18 protein-coding genes are annotated in these 20,879 nt (G+C 63.2%); 6 read left to right on the top strand and 12 right to left on the bottom strand.

The genetic code is table 11. The features are described 5' to 3' along the window. Positions 1–138: 138 nt before the first annotated feature. The 3 genes from AC1DXU_RS29710 to AC1DXU_RS29700 are packed head-to-tail and all read right to left on the bottom strand — an operon-like array spanning position 139 to position 3,699. On the bottom strand, positions 139–1,449 hold the full coding sequence (locus tag AC1DXU_RS29710) for a dihydrolipoamide acetyltransferase family protein (protein WP_477374691.1): 1,311 nt from the start codon (positions 1,447–1,449) through the stop codon (positions 139–141). Between the two features lies 1 nt (position 1,450). Beyond that, positions 1,451–2,464, bottom strand: a complete 1,014-nt coding sequence (locus tag AC1DXU_RS29705) for an alpha-ketoacid dehydrogenase subunit beta (RefSeq protein ID WP_477374689.1) — start codon at positions 2,462–2,464, stop codon at positions 1,451–1,453. A gap of 2 nt (positions 2,465–2,466) precedes the next feature. Continuing rightward, a complete protein-coding gene (locus AC1DXU_RS29700; protein WP_477374687.1) occupies positions 2,467–3,699 on the bottom strand; it encodes a thiamine pyrophosphate-dependent enzyme in 1,233 nt (410 codons plus the stop codon). A 494-nt stretch (positions 3,700–4,193) separates the two neighbouring features. Between AC1DXU_RS29700 and holA the strand changes: the two genes are divergently transcribed. After that, on the top strand, positions 4,194–5,234 hold the full coding sequence (gene holA, locus AC1DXU_RS29695; protein WP_477374685.1) for a DNA polymerase III subunit delta: 1,041 nt from the start codon (positions 4,194–4,196) through the stop codon (positions 5,232–5,234). 384 nt (positions 5,235–5,618) lie between these two features. Here the strand turns inward: holA and AC1DXU_RS29690 are convergent, their stop codons facing one another. From AC1DXU_RS29690 to mnmE, 5 genes are all read right to left on the bottom strand, one after another. Next, positions 5,619–6,506, bottom strand: a complete 888-nt coding sequence (locus AC1DXU_RS29690) for a ParB/RepB/Spo0J family partition protein (RefSeq protein WP_477240142.1) — start codon at positions 6,504–6,506, stop codon at positions 5,619–5,621. A gap of 43 nt (positions 6,507–6,549) precedes the next feature. Continuing rightward, positions 6,550–7,350 (bottom strand): ParA family protein, encoded by an 801-nt coding sequence (locus tag AC1DXU_RS29685; RefSeq protein WP_477240144.1) that lies wholly within the window; start codon positions 7,348–7,350, stop codon positions 6,550–6,552. Between the two features lie 4 nt (positions 7,351–7,354). Continuing rightward, positions 7,355–8,005 carry a 16S rRNA (guanine(527)-N(7))-methyltransferase RsmG gene (rsmG, locus tag AC1DXU_RS29680; protein WP_477374683.1) on the bottom strand — a complete coding sequence of 217 codons (651 nt, stop codon included), beginning with the start codon at positions 8,003–8,005 and terminating at the stop codon, positions 7,355–7,357. Then, a complete protein-coding gene (mnmG, locus tag AC1DXU_RS29675; protein ID WP_477374681.1) occupies positions 8,002–9,867 on the bottom strand; it encodes a tRNA uridine-5-carboxymethylaminomethyl(34) synthesis enzyme MnmG in 1,866 nt (621 codons plus the stop codon). The genes rsmG and mnmG overlap by 4 nt, the downstream gene beginning before the upstream one ends. 198 nt (positions 9,868–10,065) lie before the next feature. Continuing rightward, on the bottom strand, positions 10,066–11,385 hold the full coding sequence (gene mnmE / locus AC1DXU_RS29670) for a tRNA uridine-5-carboxymethylaminomethyl(34) synthesis GTPase MnmE (RefSeq protein WP_477374679.1): 1,320 nt from the start codon (positions 11,383–11,385) through the stop codon (positions 10,066–10,068). Between the two features lie 69 nt (positions 11,386–11,454). On the opposite strand from mnmE, the gene AC1DXU_RS29665 reads away from it, so the two are divergent. After that, on the top strand, positions 11,455–13,473 hold the full coding sequence (locus tag AC1DXU_RS29665) for a thioredoxin domain-containing protein (RefSeq protein WP_477374677.1): 2,019 nt from the start codon (positions 11,455–11,457) through the stop codon (positions 13,471–13,473). Position 13,474: 1 nt separating this feature from the next. On the opposite strand, the gene yddG is transcribed toward AC1DXU_RS29665, so the two are convergent. The 4 genes from yddG to hemE form a co-directional block, all read right to left on the bottom strand. After that, entirely contained in the window at positions 13,475–14,428 is a 954-nt protein-coding gene (yddG, locus tag AC1DXU_RS29660) for an aromatic amino acid exporter YddG (protein ID WP_477374675.1), read from the bottom strand. Positions 14,429–14,600: 172 nt separating this feature from the next. After that, positions 14,601–15,866 (bottom strand): transcription termination factor Rho, encoded by a 1,266-nt coding sequence (gene rho / locus AC1DXU_RS29655; RefSeq protein ID WP_136621617.1) that lies wholly within the window; start codon positions 15,864–15,866, stop codon positions 14,601–14,603. Between the two features lie 166 nt (positions 15,867–16,032). Beyond that, the gene (gene hemJ / locus AC1DXU_RS29650) at positions 16,033–16,563 is read right to left on the bottom strand and encodes a protoporphyrinogen oxidase HemJ (RefSeq protein WP_477374673.1); all 531 of its coding nucleotides are present in this window, start codon (positions 16,561–16,563) and stop codon (positions 16,033–16,035) included. After that, positions 16,563–17,594, bottom strand: coding sequence for a uroporphyrinogen decarboxylase (gene hemE, locus AC1DXU_RS29645; protein ID WP_477374795.1), 1,032 nt, complete (start codon positions 17,592–17,594; stop codon positions 16,563–16,565). The genes hemJ and hemE overlap by 1 nt, the downstream gene beginning before the upstream one ends. Positions 17,595–17,994: 400 nt before the next feature. Here hemE and AC1DXU_RS29640 point away from each other — a divergent pair, with 400 nt between their 5' ends. From AC1DXU_RS29640 to coaE, 4 genes are read left to right on the top strand one after another with little or no spacing between them, the layout of a single operon-like run. Then, a complete protein-coding gene (locus AC1DXU_RS29640; protein WP_477374671.1) occupies positions 17,995–18,816 on the top strand; it encodes a pyruvate, water dikinase regulatory protein in 822 nt (273 codons plus the stop codon). 30 nt (positions 18,817–18,846) lie between these two features. Further along, a complete protein-coding gene (locus AC1DXU_RS29635) occupies positions 18,847–19,440 on the top strand; it encodes a Maf-like protein (protein ID WP_477374669.1) in 594 nt (197 codons plus the stop codon). Then, complete coding sequence (locus tag AC1DXU_RS29630; RefSeq protein ID WP_477374667.1) at positions 19,433–20,275, top strand: shikimate dehydrogenase; 843 nt, start codon at positions 19,433–19,435, stop codon at positions 20,273–20,275. The genes AC1DXU_RS29635 and AC1DXU_RS29630 overlap by 8 nt, the downstream gene beginning before the upstream one ends. Continuing rightward, positions 20,272–20,877: a dephospho-CoA kinase gene (coaE, locus tag AC1DXU_RS29625; protein ID WP_477374666.1), complete on the top strand. Its 606-nt coding sequence runs from the start codon at positions 20,272–20,274 to the stop codon at positions 20,875–20,877. Before AC1DXU_RS29630 ends, coaE begins: the two co-directional genes overlap by 4 nt. The last annotated feature ends 2 nt before the right edge of the window (positions 20,878–20,879 follow it).

Here is a 20,879-nt window from a genome sequence, read left to right as displayed (position 1 = left end):
CAGCTTCGTCGCTTCGCTCATTCCTGCGACGGTGGAGATTGGCGAAAGCCGCGGCGACGTCCGATCTCCCCCCTTGTGGGGGAGATGCCTGGCAAGGCAGAGGGGGGCGCTGTCCCGCCATCATTTCGATCGTTCCCATCAATCCACAAAAATCAGCGCCGGCGTCTCCAGCAGCGTCTTGATGCGCTGGATGAACACCGCGGCATCCCAGCCGTCGATGACGCGATGGTCGAAGCTCGACGACAGGTTCATCATCTTGCGCGGAATGAACTGGGTGCCGTCCCACACCGGCCGCACCATCATCTTGTTGACGCCGATGATGGCCACTTCCGGATGATTGATAACCGGCGTTGTCGCCACGCCGCCCATGGCGCCGAGCGAGGTGATGGTGATGGTCGATCCTGAAAGCTCGTCGCGCGTTGCCGTGCCGGATTTCGCCGCTTCGGCCAGCCGGTTCACCTCGGCGCCGCAATCCCAGATGTCGCGCGCCTCGGCGTGCTTGACCACCGGCACCACCAGCCCTGACGGCGTCTGCGCGGCGATGCCTATATGGACGCCTCCATGCTGGTGGACGATGCCGGCATCGTCGTCGAACAGCGCGTTGAGGTTGGGCTGGGCGGCAATCGCCTTGACCATCGCCCGCATCAGGAACGGCAGCAGCGTCAGCTTCGGCCGGTCTGATCGCTTTTCCTTGTTCAGCGCGGCGCGCAGATCCTCAAGCGCGGTGACGTCGATCTCCTCGACATAGGTGATGTGCGGAATGCGCGACTTGGACAGCGTCATCTTCTCGGCGATCTTGCGCCTGAGCCCGATGATCTTGATGTCCTCGACCGCATCGTTGCGGGCAAGGCCGGACGCCTTCGCCACCTGCGGACCACGCCGTAGGAACGCCTCGATGTCCTCATGGCTTATGCGGCCGGCCGGGCCGCTTCCCGCGACCTGACGCAAATCGATGCCGGCTTCTTTTGCCCGCAGGCGGACAGCCGGCGACGCCAGCGGCTTCTCACCCTCGGGCCGCGGCGCGCCGAAAGGTTGCGCAGTGCTTTTCACAGCAGCTGGGGACGGCGCGGGTTTCGCCGGCGCCTCGGCCGCCTTTGGCGATGCTTTCGGAGTTGACGCAGCAGCCTCAGGCTTCGGTGTTGGGAGCTTGGCCGGCGCTTCGGCTTCGACAGGCGTTTCGCCGCTTGCCGGCTTCACATTGCCTTCGCCGGCCACCTTCAGCCGCACGATCGGCGAACCGATCGCCACCGTGTCGCCGATCTCGGCGCCGAGCCACAGGATCTCGCCATCGACCGGCGAAGGAATCTCGACCGTTGCCTTGTCGGTCATGACAGCGGCCAGCACGGTGTCCTCGCGCACCAGGTCACCGACCTTCACATGCCACTCGACCAGTTCGGCCTCGGCCACACCCTCGCCGACATCCGGCAGCTTGATGATGTGTTCGCCCATCTCAGGCCTCCAGCGTTTCGAGGAGCGCCCGACCGACGCGGGCCGGTCCAGGGAAATAGTCCCACTCCTGCGCGTGCGGATAGGGCGTGTCCCAGCCGGCGACGCGGGCCACCGGCGCTTCGAGACGGTAGAAACAGTTTTCCTGCACCAGCGCCGACAGCTCGGCGCCAAAGCCGGAGGTCAGCGTCGCCTCATGCACGATGACGCAGCGCCCGGTCTTGTTGACCGAGGCGACGATGGTCTCGAGATCGAGCGGCAGCAGCGTCCTCAGATCGATGATTTCGGCATCGACGCCGGTTTCCTCGGCGGCCGCCTGGGCGACATAGACCATCGTGCCATAGGCCAGCACGGTGATCGCCGAACCCTGCCGGCGGATTGCCGCCTTGCCGAGCGGCACCGTGTAGTGACCATCGGCGACCTCGCCGAGTTCATGCTTCGACCATGGCGTCACCGGGCGGTCATGATGCCCATCGAAGGGGCCGTTATAGAGCCGCTTCGGCTCGAGAAAAATCACCGGGTCCGGATCCTCGATCGCCGCGATCAACAGCCCCTTGGCGTCATGCGGATTGGACGGCACCACCGTCTTCAGGCCGGACACATGGGTGAACAGCGCCTCCGGGCTCTGGCTGTGGGTCTGGCCGCCAAAAATGCCGCCGCCGGTCGGCATCCTGACCACGATCGGGCAGGTGAAATCGCCATTCGAGCGATAGCGCAGCCGCGATGCTTCCTGCGTAAGCTGGTCATAGGCCGGGTACATGTAGTCGGCAAACTGAATTTCCACGCACGGCTTCAGCCCATAGGCGGCCATGCCGATGGCCGAGCCGACAATGCCGGATTCATTGATCGGCGCATCGAAGCAGCGGCTCTTGCCGTATTTGGCCTGCAGGCCTTGCGTGCAGCGGAACACGCCGCCGAAAAAACCGACATCCTCGCCGAAGACGATGACGCGTTCGTCGCGTGCCATCGACACATCCATGGCGTCGCGAATGGCCTCGATCATGGTCCGTCTTGGCATGGTCAGACCCCCGCCTGCTGGCGCTGGCGTCGGAGATGCGGCGGCATCTCGGCATAGAGCCCTTCGAACATGTCGCGCGTCGACGGCTTGCCGCCGGCATGCAGCGTGCCGTGGCTCTCGGCTTCTTTCTGCGCCGCAATCACCATGTCGAGGATCTCCGCCTCGGCCTGGGCATGGCGCTCATCCGACCAGACCTTGCGCGCGATGAGATGGTTCTTCAGCCGGATCACCGGGTCGCCCAACGGCCAGGCGTCGGACTCGGTTTTCGGCCGGTAGGCGGACGGGTCGTCGGAGCTGGAATGCGCGCCGGCGCGGTAGGTGACATATTCGATCAGCGTCGGCCCGAGGTTTTTGCGCGCGCGCTCGGTGGCCCATTTGGCCACCGCATGCACGGCGAGATAGTCGTTGCCGTCGACGCGCAGCGCCGGGATGCCAAAACCGAGACCACGCGCCGCAAACGTGCCGGAGCCGCCGCGCGCAATGCCCTGGAAGGTCGAGATCGCCCACTGGTTGTTGACGACGTTGAGCACGACCGGCGCCTTGTAGGTGGAGGCGAAGACCAGCGCCGAATGAAAGTCGGACTCGGCGGTCGAGCCGTCGCCGATCCACGCCGCGGCAATGCGCGAATCGTTCGATATCGCCGAAGCCATCGCCCAGCCGACCGCCTGGATATACTGCGTCGCCAGATTGCCGGAGATCGAGAAGAAGCCATGCTCCTTCGACGAATACATGACCGGCAATTGCCGGCCCTTCAGCGGGTCGGCCTCGTTGGAATAGATCTGGTTCATCATGGTGACCATCGGATAGCCGTCGGCGATGAGCAGGCCGGCCTGGCGATAGGTCGGAAAGTTCATGTCGCCCGGGGCCAGCGCCTTGCGGAAGGCGCAGGCCACCGCCTCTTCGCCCAGATGCTGCATATAGAACGAGGTCTTGCCCTGGCGTTGCGCCATCTGCATGCGCGCATCGAAAGTGCGCAGCGTCATCATGTGGCGCAGGCCGGTGAGCAACTCGTCATCGGAAAGCAGCCCGGCCCACGGCCCGACGGCCTCGCCGTTGCGGTTCAGGACGCGGATGATCGAGAACGCCATGTCGCGGATGGTGCGCGGGTCGACATCGATCTCCGGCCGCGGCACCGAGCCGGCCTCGGGAATCGGCACGTTGGAGAAGTCCGGCGTCCCGCCCGGCCGCACCTCCGGTTCGGGCACATGGAAGCGCAACATTCCAGCATCGGCCATGACCTCGGTCCTCCAATGTTGCCTGGCCAGGATATTTGCACATCTGTGCCGCCAGACCAGTGTCAATTCGTCGGGCAAGCCTTCGGTCGTCGGTCCCGGCCGCGCCGGCCGATGCTGCCTCCCGCGCACAAGATGAAGATATGTCTGCGAAATTTCTTGTCGATGTTGGGTAGCGGCGCGCAATTAGGGGCAAGATTGCGGAGGGTTTTCCATCAGATAAGGTGATTGGGGGTGACTCGAGACTGGCGCTGCGGCCGGAGCTGCCAATCTCCCCCCTCGTGGGGGAGATGCCCGGCAGGGCAGAGGGGGGCGTGAAGGAACGCCATCTTGGCCACCTGCGACCAGTCGGGAGCATGTCCCGGGGCACAGTCGGGATCGATGGATAGGCCGGCGGGACAGCGCCCCCCTCTGTCCTGCCGGACATCTCCCCCACGAGGGGGGAGATCACGCGCTCCGCCGTTCACTCCGTCCTCTCCTCATGCTAACCACCCACCATGGCGCAGAAAAAGGGATATGAGGTCGATTCGTGGCTGGCGAAGCCGGACGCGCGCATTTCGATCGTCCTGCTCTACGGTCCGGACCGCGGGCTGGTCGCCGAGCGCGCCAAGGCCTTTGCCGGCAAGACCGGACTACCGCTCGACGACCCGTTCTCGGTGGTCCGGCTGGACGGTTCGGAGGTCGACCGCGACGAGGGCCGCCTGCTCGACGAAGCCCGCACCGTGCCGATGTTTTCCGACCGGCGCCTGCTCTGGGTGCGCAATGCCAGCGGCCAGAAGGCGCTGGCCGACGACGTCAAGGCGCTGACGGCGGAACCGCCCCGCGATGCGATCATTCTCATCGAAGCCGGCGATCTCAAGAAAGGCACCGGCCTGCGCGCCATCGTCGAAGCGGCGGACACCGCCATGGCTCTGCCGTGCTACGCCGACGAAGCCAGGGACATTGACAGCGTGATCGACGACGAATTGCGCAAGGCCGACATGACCATGGCGCTGGATGCCCGGCAGGCGCTGCGCCGCAATCTTGGCGGCGACCGGCTGGCCTCGCGCGGCGAGATCGAAAAGCTGGTGCTTTACGCGCACGGCCAGAAGGAGATCGGCCTCGACGACGTCAAGGCGATGTCGGGCGACGTTTCCGGCGCCTCCTTCGACGACGCCGTCGACGCGCTGCTCGAGGGGAAAATCAGCGATTTCGACACCGCCTTCACCCGCCATTGCCAGTCCGGCCAGCCCTTTCTGGTGCTGTCCTCGGCGATGCGGCAGCTGCAGGCGATCCAGGCCATGCGCGGCCAGATGGATTCCGGCGGCCGCAACGCCGCCTCGGTCGTCGCCGCGGCGCGGCCGCCGGTGTTTTTCTCGCGGCGCAAGGTGGTGGAAAAGGCGCTGGAGCGCTGGAGCGGCGAAGCGCTCGGCCGCGCTTTGACCAGACTGCAGGCAGCGGTGCTGCAGACGCGGCGAAGGCCGGATTTGTCGGTGGCGCTGGCAAGACAGGCGCTACTCGGCATTGCCGTGGAGAGCAGCCGGCTGGCGCAGCGGTAGGAGGTTGGCCGATCTCCCCCCTCGTGGGGCTTGAGGAGTGGTCCGCGCAGCGGACGAAAAGCCAATTGCTTGGCTTTTCGAGCGACGAACGGCTGGCAAGCCAGAGGGGGGCGCTGTCCCTCCGACCTATCGACCTATGGCAATCTCGCTCTCGGCTGATTCACGGTGGCTCTGCGAGGCACAGAGGCTGGTATTCCTTCGCGCCCCCCTCTGCCCTCCGGGCATCTCCCCCACGAGGGGGGAGATTAGCAGCTCCGCCGCCTTCGCCAAATCCAACTCCGCCGCCTTCGCCAAATCCAAACGCCGCAAAAGGAAAGGGCCGGCAATCGCCAGCCCTTTCGACATGTGCCAATCAACCCTCAGTGTAAATTATTCGCCGGCTAACTACCGCTCCTGCTTCAGCCGCCGGCACAACTCATCCAGCTGCTCCAGCGTCCGGTAGTTCACCCGCAGCACGCCGCCCTTGCCCTTGTGCTCGATGGCAACAATCATGCCGATCGTATCGGTCATCAGCTTTTCCAGCGCCAGCGTGTCGGTGTCCTTGTCCGCCGGCTTCGCCGCTGGGCGCGCTCCGTTCGAGCTGCTGCCCGCCGGCATCTGCGCCAGCGCTTCCGTCTGGCGGACCGACAGCCCCTCTTCGACGATGCGTTTGGCGAGACCCGCCGGATCCTCGGCCGTTACCAGCGTGCGGGCATGGCCGGCCGACAGAGCGCCGTCGACCAGCATGTCGCGGATCACGTCCGGCAGCTTCAAGAGCCGCAGCGTGTTGGCGACATGGCTGCGGCTCTTGCCGATCACCTGGCCGAGATCGGCCTGAGTGTAACCGTGATCGTCAATCAGCTGCTGATAGCCGAGCGCCTCTTCGACCGGGTTGAGGTCGGTACGCTGGACGTTTTCGATGATCGCCAGCTCAAGCGCGGTGCGATCGTTGACGTCGCGCACAATGATCGGGATCTCGGTCAGCCCGGCGCGCTGCGCCGCGCGCCAGCGCCGCTCGCCGGCGATGATCTCATAGCGGCCGGCCTGTGTCGGCGAGGGCCGCGCCACCACCGGCTGCACGACACCATGCTCGCGGATCGACTGCGCCAGATCGGTGAGTTCGGCATCGCCAAAGTGCCGACGCGGGTTTTTCGGATTCGGCGTCAGGAACTCGATCGGCACCTTGCCGTCGGCGTTCAGGCCCTGTTTTTCCGGTGCGGCCGGGCGATCGATTTCGCCGATTAGCGCTGCCAGTCCCCGCCCCAGTCTTTTTCTTGAAAGGTCTTCGCTCATTCTCTGTCCAGATCGTTTCGGTATCGAATCGGCTTTTGGTTACTTAAGCTGCGCGTAATTTACGCTCGCGGCGGATAACCTCGGAGGCGAGCTGCAAATAGGCCTGGCTGCCCGAACATTTGAGATCATAGAGGATCGCCGGCTTGCCGTAGGAAGGCGCCTCGGAAACGCGCACATTGCGCGGAATGATGGTCTCGTAGACCTTGTCGCCCATATGCGCCCTGACATCTTGCACCACCTGGTTGGCGAGATTGTTGCGCCCGTCATACATGGTCAGCACAATGCCCTGGATGGTCAGATCCGGATTGATCGAGCGGCGCACCTGCTCGACCGTCTCCAGCAATTGGCTGAGACCTTCCAGCGCAAAGAACTCGCATTGCAGCGGCACCAGCACCGAATCGGCCGCCGCCATCGAATTCAGCGTCAAAAGGTTGAGCGACGGCGGGCAGTCGATCAACACATAGCCGAAAGGGGCCCCGCGCTCGGTCGCGGCGCGCAGCGCATTGCGCAGCTTGAGCACCCGGTCCGGCGCCGAGGCAATCTCCATCTCGATGCCGAGCAGATCGAGCGTCGACGGCACGATCGACAGGCCGGGAACCGCCGTCGGAATGGCTGCAGCTTCAAGGTCCAGCTCGCCGGTCAAAACGTCATAGGAGGAGACAGTACGGTCCTTGCGGTCGATGCCGAGACCGGTCGAGGCGTTGCCTTGCGGGTCGAGGTCGACGATCAGCACTTTTTCACCGATCGCCGCCAGCGCCGTGGCCAGATTGATGGCGGTCGTCGTCTTGCCGACACCGCCCTTCTGGTTGGCTACGGTGATGATTCGAGGGCCATTCTTCATCATGGATTTATGCCAGAAGTTCATTTTTCGCCGGGCGTAAAGCTGACAATTCGAGGATGACCCCATGCGGGTCGGTGACACTCGAATGTTCTACCAGATCGAAGCACCATCGGTGAGCGCTTTCTTCCACCTCGGCGCGGTAATCCCGGCCTTTGTGGAACAGGCCGCGGGCGCCTTTTGTCAGCCACGGCGCTGACAGATCGAGCAGGGCAGGGAGCGCGGCAAGCGCTCGCGCCGTGACGATTTGTGGCGCGGAAACAAGCGCATAGCTGTCGACGATGCGACGTGCAATGACACGGGCGGGCAGATTGAATTGCCCGACGACGGCTTGCAGGAACGATGCTTTCTTGCGGTTGCTTTCCACCAGATCGATGCTGGCACCGGCGCGCTCAGCCAATAGAAAGGCCATGACCAGGCCGGGAAAGCCGCCGCCCGAACCAATATCCACCCAGCGCGTCGCTATTGGCTCGAGTCGCGCCAGCTGCACACTGTCCAATATATGCCGGCGCCAGACGTCGTCCTGCGTCGATTGCGCGGCCAGATTGATGCGGCTGTTCCACTTCTGGAAGACCCGTTCGAATTCGACCAGACGATCGAATGTTTCACGTGAAACCGGGCCTGCGGCCTCCTGCAGGCTTTTCCATGTGGCAGCGCTCACGCAACATCCCTTTGCGCGGAGGCCTCGGCGTTGCGAACATGCGCGACGATGATCGCAAGTGCGGCCGGCGTCATGCCTTCCATGCGCTGCGCATCGGCGATGGAGCGCGGCTGACGCGCCAGCATCTTCTGTTTCAGTTCATTAGAAAGACCTGGAACATCGGCAAAATCGACTGTAACAGGGATCAGGCGGCTCTCTTCATGCCGGATCTGGGTGACATCGGCTTGCTGGCGGTCAAGGTAGACCGAATATTTCGCCTCCGTTTCGAGTCGCTCGGCCGTCTTGCCATCGATTTCGCCAAAAGCAGGGGAAATTCGCGACAGCCAGGCGACGTCAACGCCCGGATAGGCCAGCAATTCATAGGCGGAGCGGCGCACCCCGTCCTTGTTGATCTGCAGCCCGTGCCCAGACGCCTCGTTGGGGGTCATGGTGGTGCCAAGCGCGAGTTGCCGTGCCTTGTCGAGATCCTGCACGACATCGTTGAACCGCTGCCTCCGCTTCTGTGAAGCGATGCCGAGCTTCATGGCCAGCGGCGTGAGCCGTTCATCGGCATTGTCGGCGCGCAGCGACAGCCGGAACTCGGCCCGCGAGGTGAACATGCGGTAGGGTTCGCTGATGCCGCGGCTGGTCAGATCGTCGACCATCACGCCGATATAGGCCTCGGTGCGGCTGAGAACGATTTGCGCGCTGGCCGAAGCCTTGCGCGCCGCGTTGAGACCGGCGAGCAGGCCCTGCGCCCCGGCCTCCTCATAGCCGGTGGTGCCGTTGATCTGTCCAGCCAGGAAAAGCCCTTGAATTCGCTTGGTTTCCAGCGTCGCCAAGAGTTCACGCGGATCGACATGGTCATATTCGATGGCGTAGCCGGGCTGCAGCATCGCCGCATGCTCCAGCCCCGGAATGGTTTTCAGAATGTCGAGTTGGACATCCTCGGGCAGGGAGGTCGAAATGCCGTTCGGATATACCGTGTCATCGTCCAGACCTTCCGGCTCAAGGAAGATCTGGTGACCCTCGCGGTCGCCGAACTTGACGATCTTGTCCTCGATCGATGGGCAGTAGCGTGGTCCCACGCCTTCGATCGAGCCGGAATACATGGCGGAACGGCCGAGATTGGCGCGGATCAGATCGTGCGTGGCCGGCGTCGTGCGGGTAATGCCGCAATGGATCTGCGGGTTCTCGATGCGGTCGGTCAGCAGAGAAAACGGCGAGGGGTGTTCATCCGCCGCCTGGCTTTCCAGCGACGCCCAGTCAATGGTGCGGCCATCGAGCCGCGGCGGCGTACCGGTCTTCAGCCGACCGAGCTTGAAGCCGGCGCGGCTCATCGTCGCCGACAGGCCGAGGCTAGCCTGCTCGTTCATGCGGCCGGCAACAATCTTCTTCTCGCCGATATGGATCAGCCCGCGCAGAAAAGTGCCGGTGGTCAGCACCACGGCGCCGCAAGCGAGTCTGCGGCCATTCGCCAGCAGCACGGCCGACAGGCGACCGTCGGCGATCTCGAAATCGAGAACCTCGCCTTCGATCACCTCGAGATTGGCTTGCTCGCGAATCGCCGCCTGCATCGCCAGGCGATAGAGCTTGCGGTCCGCTTGCGTGCGCGGTCCGCGCACCGCTGGGCCCTTGCGGCGGTTGAGCAGGCGGAACTGGATGCCGGCGGCATCAGCGACGCGGCCCATCAACCCATCCATGGCGTCGATCTCGCGCACCAGATGGCCCTTGCCGAGGCCGCCGATCGCCGGATTGCACGACATGACGCCGATCGTGTCGAAGCGCAGCGTCACCAGCGCCGTCTTCGCCCCGGCGCGCGCGGCCGCACTCGCCGCCTCGCACCCGGCATGGCCGCCGCCCACCACAACCACATCGTTCATTGCAAGAATCCCGAATTTCAATTCGCCCGACACATGTGCCCGCATGCGCGTGCTGTCAAGAATGCACGGCCCCTCGTTTCACGTGAAACAACATCGGCGGGCTCCAGGCACTCTGTTTCACTTAGTCACGGCACCCCAGCGGCTTCGCACTGTTTCACGTGAGTCATTTGTCAATCGCCGGACCCTGTTTCACGTGAGTCATTTACCGATGCAGAACTGCGAAAAGATGACATCCAGCAAATCCTCGACGTCGACGGCGCCAACGATGCGGCCCAGCCGGTCAGCCGCCAGCCGCAGATCCTCGGCGCGCAATTCCTGCCCGCTCCCCTCTGCCGACAAGGCCGACAGCAGAAAACGCTTCGTCTCTTTGAGGAGTTCGACATGGCGAAGCCGCGACGGCAAGATATCGCCGATCTGACCGATCTGCGCCGCGGCGCGACGCCCGATATCCGCCAACAGCCCCGTCAGCCCTGTTCCATCCTTGGTCGAGATGACCGCGTCGTAGTGCGACGCCGAGGCCTGCGGCACCAGATCGACTTTTGTGCCGATCCTCAGCGTCGGAACATCGGCCGGCATGGCGCCAACTCCCACCGGGGTCAGCATATCCTCCAGCACCAGCAAAAGGTCGGCGCTGTGCGCCTTCGTGCGGGCCTTCTCGATGCCGATGGACTCGACCTTGCCCGGCGCCTCGCGCAGACCCGCCGTGTCGGTCACCCTGACCCGCATTCCTTCCAGGTCCAGCACTACCTCGAGCAGGTCCCGGGTGGTGCCGGGCTCATCCGTTACAATAGCCGCATCGCGTTGCGCCAGCGCGTTGAACAGACTCGACTTCCCGGCATTCGGCGCGCCGAGGATGACGACCTCGAAGCCATCACGAATAATCTCGGCAGCGCGGAACCCGGCAACATGGCGATCGATCTCGTCGATCATCTTTCGAACGTCCAACCAGACCGTATCCGAAACGGAACCGGGAACATCGTCCTCATCGGCAAAGTCGATCTCGGCCTCGATCATCGCCCGCGCATGGATAAGCCGGCGGCGCCAGCCGAGATAGAGTTCGCTCTGCACACCTTGTGCGTTCTGCACGGCAAAGCGCCGCTGCGCCTCAGTTTCGGCGTTGATGAGGTCGGCCAGCGCCTCGGTCTCGACCAGGTCGAGCTTACCGTTGAGAAAGGCGCGGCGGGTGAACTCGCCTGATACGGCGTGCCTGACGCCGTCGAAGCCGGCGATCGTCTCCAGAATCCTGGTCACCACGGCGCGGCCGCCATGGACATGGAATTCGGCGACATCCTCGCCGGTAAAGCTGTCGGGACCAGGAAAGAAGACGACAAGGCCGCTGTCGAGCACGGTTTTGTCCGGCGCCCGCAGCGTTCGCAAGGTCGCGACACGGTCCTTAACCTTAGCGCCGGCAATCGTTTCGACTACGAATCGACTCTTCGGGCCGGAAATGCGGATAACGGCAATGCCGGCGGGCAGGCGGCCGCTTGAAAGCGCAACGATGGACTCAGCTGAAATCATTTGCCCGCTCTGTCGAACCGCCCTAGCGTCGCTGCTCAATCCTCATCCCGTTCGCCCGAGTTGCCCATCGTGACATTGCCCGCGCAAAACCTGCTTGCCGAAGAGGCCAGCCCCTATCTGCAGCAGCACAGCGACAATCCGGTGCACTGGCGGGCCTGGTCGCCTGCTTCTCTGGCCGAAGCCAAGGCGCTGCAGCGGCCCATCCTGCTCTCTGTCGGCTACGCCGCGTGCCACTGGTGCCATGTCATGGCGCATGAAAGCTTCGAGAATGACACTGTGGCCGCCGTCATGAACCGGCTGTTCGTCAATATCAAGGTCGATCGCGAGGAACGCCCGGACATCGACCAGATCTACATGGCCGCACTTTCGGCGATGGGCGAGCAGGGTGGCTGGCCGCTGACCATGTTCCTGACCCCGGACGGCAAGCCGTTCTGGGGCGGCACCTATTTTCCGCACGAGGCGCGCTACGGTCGCCCCGGCTTCGTTCAGGTGATGGAAGCGGTCGACAAGGCCTGGCGCGAAAAGCGACCAAGTCTTGACCAGAGCGCCGACGGTCTGACCAACCATGTGGAGGCGCGGCTGGCGGGCACCCATGCCAAGGCTGTGCTGGACCGCGACACCTTGGCCAATCTCGCCAATGGCATCGACGGCATGATCGACAGGAATCTCGGCGGCCTGCGCGGCGCGCCAAAGTTTCCCAACGCACCGTTCATGCAGACGCTGTGGCTGTCCTGGCTGCGCGACGGCAGCACATCGCATCGCGACGCCGTCCTGCTCAGCCTCGAAAAGATGCTGGCCGGCGGCATCTACGATCATATCGGCGGCGGGCTCAGCCGGTACTCGACCGACGCCGAGTGGCTGGTGCCGCATTTCGAAAAGATGCTCTACGACAATGCCCAGCTGATCCGCCTGTGCAACTGGGCCTATGCAGCGAGCGGCAATGAATTGTTCCGGGTGCGAATCGAAGAGACAATCGACTGGCTGTTGCGCGAAATGCGCGTCGATGGCGGCGCGTTCGCCGCCAGCCTCGACGCCGACAGCGACGGTGAGGAGGGGCTGTTCTACACCTGGAGCAAGGATGAGATCGAATCGGTCCTAGGCGACGAATCAGCTTTGTTTTTCAAGCACTTCACGCTTTCCGGCCCGCACGGCTGGGAGGGCAAGCCGATCGTCCATCAGAGCGCGGCCCAGCAGACGCAAAGTGTTGTCGATCGCGATCAGCTCAATCCGCTGAAGGCGAAGGTTCTCGCCGCCCGAGAGCATCGCGTCAGGCCCGGGCGCGACGGCAAGGCGCTCACCGACTGGAATGGCCAGATGATCGCTGCGCTCGCTGAAGCCGGGCGGTCGTTGGGCCGGCCAGACTGGATCGACGCAGCGGAAGAGGCCTTCGCCCATATCGCCGAGTCCGGCCGGGACGGACGCCTGCCGCATTCGATGCTCGGCGCCAAAAAGCTGTTTCCGGCGCTGTCGAGCGATTATGCCGCGATGACCAACGCCGCGATCTCGCTGTTCGAGGCGACGGGCAGTTGGACCTATGTCGAGCAGGCCCGCCAATTCATCGAACAACTCGACCACTGGCATCGGGACAGCGACAAGACCGGCTATTATCTGACCGCATCCGACAGCACCGATGTACCGATCCGCATCAGGGGCGATGTCGACGAGGCTATAACCTCCGCCTCCGGCCAGATCCTCGAGGCTCTGGTTCGGCTGGCCTCCGTCACCGGCGATCTCAACCTCCAGGAAAAGGCCTGGACAGTCGCTGAACATGCCGCCGGCCGCGCCGCGCACCAGCCCTATGGCCAGGCTGGCATCGTCAATGCTTGTGCCCTCGCGATCGAGCCATTGAAGCTGGTGCTAATAGACAACCTAGCCGATCCGGGACTCGTTCCGGTTACGAATCGAAGCCCGGATCCGAGGCGAGTCGATATCGTCGTCCCAATTGGTTCGGAGGCGAATCGACCAACTTTGCCGGGTGGCGTCCTACCGCCGACTGACAAACCGGGCGCTTGGTTGTGCACGGGGCAGGTGTGTTTGCCGGTGATAACGGATCCAGAAGAGCTCGGCCGCCTCCTGCGGCGCCTATAGATCAGGGCGCGTCTGCCTCCACCGGCGACCCAGGCGACAGCACTGACGTGTCGGCTACAAACGCGTCGGCAACAAACAAAGTCTGCCGAGGCTTGAACAACAGATCCCTGGCGGCGATCACCGCACCGACCGTGATCAGGACGCAGGCAAGCGCGACCGACCAATGGAACACGCCAAACCCAGCCAGCAACAGCACGATCACCGAAAACAGAGGTGCGGCGTAGGACAGGGCGCCAAGAATCATGATGTCTCCGTGCTTGCAGCCATAATCCCAGGCGTAAAAACCGGCGCCGAGAGGGATCGCACCAAGAACCACGATCGCACTCCACTGCGTTGGCGTCTGCGGCCAGACCGTGGTTTCAAGCGTCAAATGCAGCACGAATGCGACCGCGGCCGTGATGAAGCAGTAGCCGGCGACAACATCGGTCGGCACCTGGCCGAAGCGGCGGGACAGGACCGAATAGCCAGCCCAGATGAAGGCGCAGAACAGCGCGATGACATGGCCCTTCATTATGCCATTGGCCAGGCCGATAGTGCCGCCCTTGGTGATCACGACGATGGCGCCGGCAAGACCGAGAACCACGCCCGCAACATGGTGCGCCTTCAGCCTTTCACCCGGCAGGAAAGCGGCGAAGACGACGATCAGCAACGGCCAGAGATAGGCAATCAGGCTGACCTCGACCGGCGGAGCCGACTGGATGGCGAAGAAGTAGGCGCAGTGATAGATGCACAGCCCCGCGGTTCCGAGTGCCCAGACCTGCCATGGCTGGCGCAGCGACCGGATGGCAGCCGGGCGAAAAATCCAGCTGCTCGCTCCGACCAGCCCGCCCAGCAAAAACGTCATCGCCGCCAGCTGAAAAGGTGGGATCGGGCCTGCCGCGGTCGAAAGCAGCGCCAGAAACGACCAGGTCAGGATGGCCGAAAAGCCGACCAGGGTCGGGATTGTCTTCTTCACGTCGCGTGTTCCTGCCTTCGGAAAGAGAGTAGTCGCATGGAGGCCGAGTGATGCGCCGCCGCATACGGCCACCCGATATCGGGAATGCGACCTGCTGCCAGGCAATAAAAAACCCACCCCGGTTTCCCGGAATGGGGTTTCAATGCATAGGCCGAAAGCTTCGGCTTGGTCGTTACGTATTCATCGAATCGAAGAAATCCGCATTGGTCTTGGTCTGCTTCAGCTTGTCGATCAGGAACTCGATCGCGTCGGTGGTTCCCATCGGCGCCAGGATGCGGCGCAGCACGAAGATCTTCTGCAAATCCTGCTTGGCGACCAGCAGGTCTTCCTTGCGGGTGCCGGACTTGAGGATATCCATGGCCGGATAGATGCGCTTGTCGGCGACCTTGCGGTCGAGCACGATTTCCGAATTGCCGGTGCCCTTGAACTCTTCGAAGATGACTTCGTCCATGCGGCTGCCGGTATCGATCAGCGCGGTGGCGATGATGGTCAGCGAGCCGCCTTCCTCGATGTTACGGGCTGCACCGAAGAAGCGCTTCGGCCGCTGCAGCGCGTTGGCGTCGACACCGCCGGTCAGCACCTTGCCGGATGACGGCACCACGGTGTTGTAGGCGCGGCCGAGGCGGGTGATCGAATCGAGCAGGATGACGACATCGCGGCCATGCTCGACCAGGCGTTTTGCTTTCTCGATCACCATTTCGGCGACCTGGACGTGGCGCACCGCCGGCTCGTCGAAGGTCGAGGACACGACCTCGCCCTTCACCGAACGCTGCATGTCGGTGACTTCTTCCGGCCGCTCGTCGATCAAAAGCACGATCAGATAGCATTCCGGGTGATTGGTGGTGATGGAGTGGGCGATGTTCTGCAGCAGCACCGTCTTACCGGTGCGCGGCTGCGCCACGATCAAGGCGCGCTGGCCCTTGCCGAGCGGCGCCACCAGGTCGATGACACGGGCCGAGATGTCCTTGGAGGTCGGAACCTCCATTTCCATCTTCAGCCGCGATGTCGGATAGAGCGGCGTCAGATTGTCGAAGTGGATCTTGTGGCGGATCTTTTCCGGGTCGTCGAAATTGATCGTGTTGACCTTGAGCAACGCGAAATAGCGCTCGCCCTCTTTCGGGCTGCGGATCGGCCCTTCGACCGTATCGCCGGTCTTCAGCGAGAAGCGGCGGATCTGCGACGGCGAAATGTAGATGTCGTCGGGACCGGGGAGGTAGTTGGCGTTGGCGGAGCGCAGGAAGCCAAAGCCGTCCTGCAGCACTTCGACCACGCCGTCGCCGATGATCTCGACGTCCTGTGCGGCCAGTTTCTTCAGGATGGCGAACATCAGCTCCTGCTTGCGCATGACGCTGGCGTTCTCCACCTCGAGCGATTCGGCATAGGCGATCAGCTCTGGTGGCTTCTTGTTCTTGAACTCTGCGAGTTTCATTTCTTGCATAGACGGACTCTGAATCTGCTTTGGGGAAAATATATCGGCGGGATGCGACAAATGCCGGGCGCGGCCGAAAGCGAAAAATGGGCGGCGCATGACGGGAAGGAAGACCCGTCTTTTATCGTCGGTCGGGTGAAAGAGCAAGCTGCGTTTTTACAGGACCGATAAGGGTCTAGAACGGCTTGACGACAACCAGGATCACGATGCCGATCATCAGCAATGTGGGGATCTCGTTGACGATCCGCCAGTGCTTCGCCGGCTTTTCATTGCGATCCTCGGCGAATTTGCGCACCGCACCCGCCAAATAGCCGTGCACGGCGGACAGCAGAAGCACCAAGGCGATCTTGCCGTGCAGCCAGCCGCCCTGGAACGCAAAACCTTTCCAGGCCAGCCAAAGCCCGAACACCCAGGTGGCGATCATCGCCGGATTGATGATGCCGCGTAACAGGCGGCGCTCCATCACCTTGAAGGTCTCCGACTGAACCGAGCCTTTTTCGGCGTCGGCATGGTAGACCAGCAGCCGCGGCAGATAGAGCATGCCGGCCATCCACGCGATGACAGCAAGGATGTGGATTGCCTTTGCCCAGGGGTAGAAGCCGTCGGGCGCGACGAAATACAAAAGCGCCGTGAGAACGACCAACAGGGCAATGCCCACCGTCATCCGTATCATCGCCTGGCTGGTGCTGTTCGTGGGATCGGTCATCAGCGTGTCGCGCTCCGTACCTGTTTCACCATCGCCTCGACATGGGCGATCGGCGTCTCCGGCGTGATGCCATGGCCGAGATTGAAGATCAGCGGTCCGCCGCCCAGCGCTTTCAGGATTGCCTCAACGCCATCGGATAGCGCCTTGCCGCCAGCCACGAGCCGCAAGGGATCGAGATTGCCCTGAACCGCACCCGAGCGCTGTAATTCCTTCGCTACCGTCAGGGGCACCGTCCAGTCGATCCCCAGGGCCGTTACACCGGTCTTCTGGCGATAGGTCTGATAGCGGGCGCCAGCGCCTTTGGGAAAACCAATGATAGGAACCTTCGGATAAACGGCCCGAATTTGTCGGACGATCTCGGCCACCGGCTGCACGCAGAATAGGTCAAAGGAAGCGTCGTCGAGCACGCCCGACCACGAATCGAAAATCTGCACCACATCCGCGCCGGCCTCGATCTGCCGGATGAGATATTGCGCCGAGTGATCGGCCAGCACCTTCAGCAATTGCCGAAAAGCTTCGGGCTCGCGATAGGCAAACAGCCGTGCCGGCGCCTGGTCGGGCGTGCCGTGGCCGGCAATCATGTAGGTCGCCACCGTCCACGGTGCGCCGCAAAAACCGATCAACGTCGTTTCCACAGGCAGCTTTGCCCGCAATCGGCGCACCGTCTCGTAGACCGGTTCGAGATTCACGTGAAACACGTCGCTCTCCAGAGCCAGAATCTCTTGCGCGGAGATCGGCGTCAAAAGCGGGCCTCTTCCCTCCTCGAAGCGTACGTCGCGGCCAAGCGCATGCGGCACGACAAGGATGTCGGAGAACAGGATCGAGGCATCGAAGCCAAAACGTTCGATCGGCTGCAGCGTCACTTCGACAGCCAGATCGGGATCATAGCAAAGATCGAGGAACGAACCGGCCCGCCGGCGCGTCTCGCGATATTCCGGCAGATAGCGGCCGGCCTGACGCATCATCCAGAGTGGCGGCGGAAACACCGCTTGCCCCTTCAGCACGTCCAGCATGGTCCTGACTTCGGGCATTGAGCGCTCGCTTCCTAAGCCTTCTCTATAATTAAAGAGTCTATTTCTAGAATCTTCTGATTCTAAGAGTCTGTTGGTATCGGTGGTTGTCACCTGTCCCGCTTTGGCCCGATAAAGGCCAGCCAGCATATTGTCGCGCGCTTCTCCAAAAGGATTGCAGGACTTTGTGGAAAGTCGGGAATTTCCAACTGGAGTCAATGGTTTGTCGCCCGGCCAAAGAAATTGCCGCTGTGGATGAGGCATGGATGAAAAAAAGCGTCCCCGGACTTGTCCCCAGCCGCCCGACGAAGCCGACAGCGCATCGAATTGTGGACAAACTGCCATCTGATACAGTCGCTTCCAGCCGGCCGAATTTTCGGCCCGGTTTATCCACATTCGCCCACAGCCTGGAATGGACCCTGTGAACAAACCCCAGAGCTTCTTTCATTTGCACCTGATCTCCGACGCCACCGGCGAAACGCTGCTCGCCGCCGGCCGCGCCGCTTCGGCGCAGTACAAGGATGCGCGCGCCATCGAGCATATCTATCCGCTCATTCGCACCGAAAAACAGGTGGCCAAAGTGTTCGAGGACATCGAGGAGGAACCAGGCATCATTCTCTACACCGTCGTCGACCAGAAGCTGGCGCGGGGCATCGACGAGCGCTGCGCGACCATGGGCCTGCCTTGCGTCTCGGTGCTGGAGCCGGTGCTCACCGTGTTCCAGTCCTATCTCGGCACGCCGGCCGGCCGCCGCGTCGGCGCGCAGCATGTTCTCGACGCCGAGTATTTCCGCCGCATCGACGCGCTCAACTTCACCATGGAGCATGATGACGGCCAGCTGCCCGCCAATATGGATGACGCCGACATCGTGTTGATCGGCATCTCGCGGACGTCGAAGACGCCGACCAGCATCTATCTCGCCAATCGCGGCATCAAGACCGCCAACATCCCGATCGTACTTGGCGTGCCGATCCCGGAAAGTCTGATCAGCGCCAAGACGCCATTGATCGTCGGTCTGATCGCCACGGCAGAACGCATTTCGCATGTCCGCCAGAACCGCGTCCTCGGCAACAGCAGCGACTACGAAGCTGGCGACTATGTCGACCGCGCCGCCATCACCGAGGAACTCGCCTATGCCCGCCAGATCTGCACCCGCCACGGCTGGCCGATGATCGATGTCAGCCGCCGCTCGATCGAGGAGACCGCGGCGGCTATCGTTGCCCTGCGCGGCAAGACGCGCTAGGCGTCGCAGCCAAATCGGGCGCCAAAAATCATGACTGAAACAATCATCCTCGCTTCCGGCAGCCCGTTCCGCAAGGCGTTGCTCATCAACGCCGGGCTCGATATCCAGGCGGTTCCGGCCGACGTCGATGAACGTGCGCTCGAGGCGCCTTTGCAAGGCGTCGCGCCCGAAGACGTTGCCGCCATCCTGGCCGAAGCCAAGGCCACCGAGGTTAGCGAGCGCAAGCCTGGCGCCCTGGTGCTTGGCTGCGACCAGACGCTGTCGCTTGGCGACGAAGTGTTCCACAAGCCGGCCGACATGGAAAGCGCGCGGCGGCACCTCCTGGCCCTCTCAGGTAAAACCCACCAGCTCAACAGTGCTGCGGTGCTCATGCGCGACGGCAAGGTTTTGTGGCGGCATGTCGGCATTGCCAGCCTGACCATGCGCAAGCTCGATCCGGCCTTTATCGGCCGCCATCTGGCCCGCGTCGGCGCCAAGGCCCTGTCCAGCGTCGGCGCCTACCAGATCGAAGGCGAGGGCATCCAGCTGTTCGAGAGGATCGAGGGCGACTATTTTACCATTGTCGGCCTGCCGCTTCTGCCGGTGCTGGCCGAACTTCGCAGCCTCGGGGCTATCGATGGCTGAAATGTCGAAAAAAGCCTTTGTCACCGGCCATCCGATCGCCCATTCCAGGTCGCCCAGGATCCACGGCCATTGGCTGGAAAAATACGGCATCGACGGCAGTTATCAGGCCATTGACGTCGCGCCACAGGACTTTGCCGCATTCCTCGCCGGACTGCGCAAGAACGGCTATTGCGGCGGCAACGTCACCATTCCGCACAAGGAGGCCGCTTTCGCCCGGGTCGAGCGTCGCGACGAGGCCGCCGAACAGATCGGCGCCGTCAACACGCTGTGGTTCGAGGACGGCAATCTGTGGGGCGGCAACACCGACGCCCACGGCTTTGCCGCCAACCTCGACGACCATGCGCCGGGCTGGGCAATCAATGGTCCGGCCGTGGTGCTGGGCGCCGGCGGCGCGTCGCGCGCCGTCATCCATGCGCTGATCGAGCGCGGCGTCGGCGACATCCGCATCGTCAACCGCACACTCGCGCGGGCGCAGGAATTGCGCGATCGTTTCGGTGCCGGCGTGACCGCTCATGGCCTGGGCGCGACCAACGAATTGCTTGCCGGCGCCGGCCTGCTGGTCAACACGACGGCACTCGGCATGCATGGCAATGAAGGCCTGTCCGCCGACCCGGCCAGACTGCCCGCCAAGGCCATCGTCACCGACATCGTCTATGTGCCGCTGGAGACGCCGCTGCTGGCCGCGGCGCGCGCCAGGAAGCTGAAAACGGTCGACGGGCTCGGCATGTTGTTGCATCAGGCGGTGCCCGGCTTCGAGCGCTGGTTCGGCATCAGGCCGGAGGTCACCGCCGAATTGCGCCAGATGATCGTCACCGATATCGGCGCCAAGGCATGATCGTGCTCGGCCTCACCGGATCGATCGGCATGGGCAAGTCGACCACGGCAAAAATGTTTGCCGAGGCGGGCGTGCCTGTTCATGATTCGGACGAGACCGTGCATCGCCTCTATTCCGGCAAGGCCGTTCCGCTGGTCGAAGCCGCCTTTCCCGGAGTGGCCAAATCCGGTGAGATCGATCGCATGGCATTGGCCGGACGCGTGCTTGGTGACGCCGCCGCGCTGAAAAAACTGGAAGCCATCGTCCACCCGCTTGTCCGTGCCGAGGCGGATGCCTTTCTGGCGAAAAACCGTACCGCCGGCACGCCGCTCGTCGTGCTCGACATTCCGCTGCTTTTCGAAACCGGCGGCCGCAACCGCGTCGACAAGGTCGTGGTCGTCACCGCGCCGGCCGAAATCCAGCGCGCCCGCGTGCTGGCGCGGCCGGGCATGAGCGAAGAGAAACTGGCGGCGATCCTGGCTAAGCAGGTTCCGGACGCCGAAAAGCGCCGGCAGGCCGATTTTGTCATCGACACCGGGCAGGGTTTTGAGGCCGCGCAGGCGGCGGTCGATGCGATCATTGCCGAAGTCTCCGGGGATAAGTCCGGCAAGTCGGGCTCCTGACG

Source organism: Mesorhizobium sp. P3_A10 (assembly GCF_056403175.1).
This window is presented reverse-complemented; position numbering and strand designations above follow the sequence as displayed.